Source organism: Pseudomonas sp. (assembly GCF_050739995.1).
In the GTDB taxonomy this organism is placed as follows: Bacteria; Pseudomonadota; Gammaproteobacteria; order Pseudomonadales; family Pseudomonadaceae; genus Aquipseudomonas.
Window position 1 is genome coordinate 1 of record NZ_JBOICG010000005.1, and the last position, 4,657, is coordinate 4,657.

At 56.1% G+C, this 4,657-nt stretch carries 4 protein-coding genes and 1 pseudogene; 3 read left to right on the plus strand and 2 right to left on the minus strand.

Annotated elements, in window-relative coordinates; translation table 11 throughout:
- Nucleotides 1-617: pseudogene (katB, locus tag ACRESD_RS00075) on the minus strand (catalase KatB); the annotation flags it as partial.
- Nucleotides 618-904: 287 nt separating this feature from the next.
- Between katB and mscL the strand changes: the two are divergent.
- On the plus strand, nucleotides 905-1,321 hold the full coding sequence (gene mscL / locus ACRESD_RS00080) for a large-conductance mechanosensitive channel protein MscL (RefSeq protein WP_431749069.1): 417 nt from the start codon (nucleotides 905-907) through the stop codon (nucleotides 1,319-1,321).
- Nucleotides 1,322-1,360: 39 nt separating this feature from the next.
- On the opposite strand, the gene ACRESD_RS00085 is transcribed toward mscL, so the two are convergent.
- Nucleotides 1,361-2,137 (minus strand): ferredoxin--NADP reductase, encoded by a 777-nt coding sequence (locus ACRESD_RS00085; RefSeq protein WP_431749070.1) that lies wholly within the window; start codon nucleotides 2,135-2,137, stop codon nucleotides 1,361-1,363.
- Nucleotides 2,138-2,591: 454 nt separating this feature from the next.
- Here ACRESD_RS00085 and ACRESD_RS00090 point away from each other — a divergent pair, with 454 nt between their 5' ends.
- Complete coding sequence (locus tag ACRESD_RS00090; RefSeq protein WP_431749071.1) at nucleotides 2,592-3,305, plus strand: helix-turn-helix transcriptional regulator; 714 nt, start codon at nucleotides 2,592-2,594, stop codon at nucleotides 3,303-3,305.
- A gap of 145 nt (nucleotides 3,306-3,450) precedes the next feature.
- Nucleotides 3,451-4,575, plus strand: coding sequence for a methyltransferase (locus ACRESD_RS00095; protein WP_431749072.1), 1,125 nt, complete (start codon nucleotides 3,451-3,453; stop codon nucleotides 4,573-4,575).
- Nucleotides 4,576-4,657: the final 82 nt, after the last annotated feature.

Sequence of the window (4,657 nt, forward strand, 5' to 3'; positions counted from 1 at the left end):
GAGTACAACTCAGTCAGAGTACGGGTAGCCTCTGGGACATGGGAGAAGAAGTCGAAACGGCGCGAGTCGTCGTCCAAGTTAGTGCGTGGGTCCGGTTTAAAAGCGTGGACCATGTCTGGGAACTTGATGGCATCGCGAATAAAGAATGTCGGAAAGTTATTACCAACCAAGTCCCAGTTACCTTCAGCGGTATAGAACTTAGTGGCGAAGCCGCGTGGGTCACGCAGGGTTTCCGGGGAGTGGTTGCCGTGCACTACCGCAGAGAAACGTACAAACACGGGGGTGGCTTCGCCGGCAGCAAATACCTTGGCCTTGGTCAGGTCGCTGAGGTTATCGGTGACGGTGAAGGTGCCATGGGCACCGGTGCCACGGGCGTGTACTACACGCTCCGGGATGCGTTCGCGGTCGAAGCGTTGCAGTTTCTGAATCAACTGCACGTCTTGCAACAGCACCGGGCCGTTGGCGCCGGCGGTTTGTGAGTTCTGGTTGTCACCGACGGCTGCACCGTTGTCCCGGGTGAGGTTGGCGGCTTGCACAGAGAGGGAAAGCAGGCTGGCAGTCACCAGTGCCAACGCGTAACGCGCCGTGACTGGCCTACGGCTTATGGGAGTGTTCATCGAGGTTTCCTCTGGTTTTTTTAGTGCACATTCAGTTGTGCTTGCCAGAGGCTAGTGACCTGGGAGCCAGAAGATAAATAGAAAAACACCACAGGACCGATTAAGAAAAAAATGTGGCAAGTGACTGAAGTGAGAGGTAAATCGCGCGCGATTGATGGCACTTTGAAAACTATTTGAGTTTTAATGTGTCGATAAAAATCGACAGTGTTAACAGTTGTGTCGCGCAAGCCTTCTACGACTGGCTTACACTGAGTTCCACCCTTCTCATCTGTAACAAGGAATAACCTATGGGCGTGATCAGTGAGTTCAAGGCCTTCGCGGTCAAAGGTAATGTGGTCGACATGGCCGTCGGTATCATCATCGGTGCTGCCTTCGGCAAAATTGTTTCCTCGTTTGTAGGGGACGTGGTGATGCCTCCCATCGGCCTGCTGATCGGTGGCGTCGACTTTGCGGACTTGGCGGTGACGCTCAAGGCAGCGCAAGGTGATGCTCCAGCGGTGGTAATGGCCTACGGTAAATTCATCCAGAGCATCATCGACTTCGTGATCATCGCGTTCGCGATCTTCATGGGCGTGAAGGCCATCAACCGCCTCAAGCGCGAGGAAGCCGTGGCTCCAACCGTGCCACCGGCGCCGACCAAAGAAGAAGAATTGCTCACCGAGATCCGGGACTTGCTCAAGGCTCAGAACAACAAGCCGCTTTAACCCGCGGAACAAAAAGGCGCCTTTCGAGGCGCCTTTTTTCTACCAGTAGTTTTCTACGGCCACCTGGCCAGGTCGACGGCTAAGGCTCAGTTGCATCTCCCGCTGCTTGAGCAATTGCCGCGTGTCATCGACCATCTGCGGGTTACCGCAAATCAACACGCGGGAGTGTTCTGGGGTCAACTCGACACCGGCCGCACGCTCCAGCTCACCCTTTTCGATCAGGGTCGTGATGCGCCCGCTCAGCGCCCCTGGATGCTGTTCACGGGTAACGATGGGAATGTAGGTGAGCTTGTGGGCGTGCTCGGCCAGGTATTCACGCTCGCCCAACTCATGGATCAGCGATTGGTAAGCCAACTCCTTGGCCTCCCGGGCGCTGTACACCAGCACGATACGTTCGAATTTTTCCCAGACTTCAAAGTCCTGCAGGATCGACAGGAACGGTGCCACCCCGGTACCAGTACCCAGCAACCACAGATCACGCCCGTCCACAAAGCGGTTCAGGGTCAGGAACCCCGTGGCCTGGCGCTCGACCATCAGCGTATCTCCCACCTGCAGGCGGCTCAACTCACTGGTGAATTCGCCACCCGGAACGACGATGGAGAAAAAATCGAGATGCTCGTCAAAGGGTGAAGACACAATGGAATAGGCGCGCCATACGGTGCTGCCATCCGCCTTGGTCACCCCCAGGCGCACGAATTGGCCAGCGGTGAACCGAAAGCCTGGGTCGCGGGTGGTACGCAGAGTAAACAGGCTGGGGGTCAGCGATTGCACGTCGAGCAAGGTCTGGCGGGTGAATTTCTCAGCACTGGCCGTCATAGGGAACTCCGTTTTGCACAGGCCCCTAGTGTCCCTCAAACCAGCGCGCGCAAACACCGTTGATTGGTAGTGGTATTGCGACAGGCGCAGGCGGCAGTGACCCACAGTGAGAGAGAATGCGTTAAACCCTCAAAATACTGAGCGCATAGTGACAAGCTAATGCTAACCAACCATTTAGCTATTAACCCACTTGCCACCCTTCCATAGATGGAACATCGCATCTAAGCGCTATCACTTTGGCACTACCCACAACCCGTTAAATTCAATCAAGAATTTATTTCCACCCGAACCACTTATACAACAATATAAAAATCGTACAGTTTATTTAGAGACTAAGCTCTAGTTACATATGACATTTTTTTCACGCTCGTAAGTAGGCGATGTCCTACACTCATTTTCGTGCCGCTGGGATGAGGACGTACCCACGCCACGCAAACCCCATGGAGATTTACAAATGGTGAACTGGCGCAATACTCGGCCCCCCAAACTGGAAGGTGAAAACGAGATCACTAGTGTGTTTGAGATGGTTCTTACCCAAACCCATGAGCTTGGCTTCACATTCTGTTCCTTTACAATGAGTTCCCAACTGGCGGATAGCCAAACGAAACCCATCCAGATCGACAACTATTCAAACGAGTGGAACACGTTGTATCAACGGGCGCACTTCTTCGACGTAGATCCGGTTGTTACCCACTGTAAACGCAGCGTACTCCCCATCGTCTGGGAGGAAAAAACATTCACTTCAGCACCCGACTTATGGTCGTTGGCCCAATCGTTTGGTGTGCATAGGGCATGGACGCAGCCCTTTCATGACGCCCAAGGGAAGTACAGCATGCTGACCCTGGCACGCAGTGACAGTAAAGTAACCCCTGAAGAACTCTATGAAAAAGCCGGCCGAGTGTTATGGCTCTGCAATGTGCTGCACTCGGTGACTGCCCCCAAATACGCCGCTGGGCCCAATGCGTCGCCGTGCTGTAAATTGACCAAACGAGAAACGGAAATACTCAAATGGTCAGCCCTGGGCAAGACCGCCGGGGACATTGCTGTAATTCTTTGCCTATCAGAGCGCACCGTAGGCTTTCACATGAAAAGTACATTCAACAAATTGGGGGTCAACAACAAGATCGCCGCGGTACTCAGAGCCTACAAAGAGGGTTATCTTTTTTAGCTGGCACGGAAACACCGCATGTCATCAGGCTCAAAAAAAAGTAACATTTACGACCCCTATTCTGAGTGTTGAGCTGCGCCTCCAGGTGTCACCTCGCCGTTCACTCAGACGGTTCCGCCAATGATTACCCAGAGCCTCCCCCGCCATGCCCCTGCTCGACAGCCCCTTCGCCCAGCTCGATCTGATCCGCCAACCCGAGCAACATAACGATCCGCTGCAGGCCTTCGATGCTGCCGACGAGTACTTGCTCGGCTACCTGGCGCAGCAACAGCCGGCCACGGCCACCCGCGTATTGGTGCTCAATGACAGCTTTGGCGCCCTGGCGGCGAGCCTTGAGGGGCAAGTACACCTTACCTCCAGCGGCGACTCGTTTCTCGCCGCCCTGGGGCTGGAAAAAAACCTGGTGCGCAACGGCAAGACGTTTGATGCGGTGCCGTTCATCCCCGCCAGCCAGGTACCCATGGGGCCGTTCGACCGAGTATTGATCCGTGTGCCGAAAACCCTGGCCTTGCTGGAGGAACAACTGATCCGTCTGCAAGGCCAATTGGCGCCAGGCGCCGAGGTGATCGCCGGAGGGATGATCAAGCATTTGCCACGGGCGGCAGGTGAACTGCTGGAGCGCTACATCGGGCCGATGCACGCCTCGCTTGCAGTCAAAAAAGCCCGGCTGCTGATCGCGACCGTCGAGGATCGCCCAGCAGCAGTCTCGCCCTACCCCACCCGTTATACCTTGGACACACCGGCCATCGAGTTGCTGAACCATGCCAACGTGTTCTGCCGTGAGGGTTTGGATATCGGCACCCGCGCCTTCCTGCCCCACCTGCCGAAAAACCTGGGCAACGCTCGTGTGGCGGATCTGGGCTGCGGCAACGGCGTCTTGGCGATCGCCAGCGCCCTGCAAAACCCCGACGCGCAATACACCTTGGTAGATGAGTCCTACATGGCCGTGCAATCGGCCGCCGAGAACTGGCAAGCCGCGCTGGGTGATCGTCATGTTGTGGTGCGCGCCGGCGATGGCCTGGCCGGCCAGGAACCGCAATCGCTGGACGTGGTGCTGTGCAACCCACCCTTCCACCAGCAGCAGGTGGTCGGCGACTTCCTCGCTTGGCGCATGTTCCAGCAAGCACGGGAAAGCCTGGTGGTCGGCGGTGCCCTGTACATCGTCGGTAACCGTCACTTGGGTTACCACACCAAGCTGGCCCGGTTGTTCCGGGGCGTCGAGCAAGTCGCCACCACGCCAAAATTCGTGATTCTCAAAGCGCGCAAATAAAAAAACCCTGCCTTTCTCGCGAAAGGCAGGGCTGGAAAACCGGGCCGTGAAGCCCGGATTGGGATGTCAGTGGGTGGTCAAG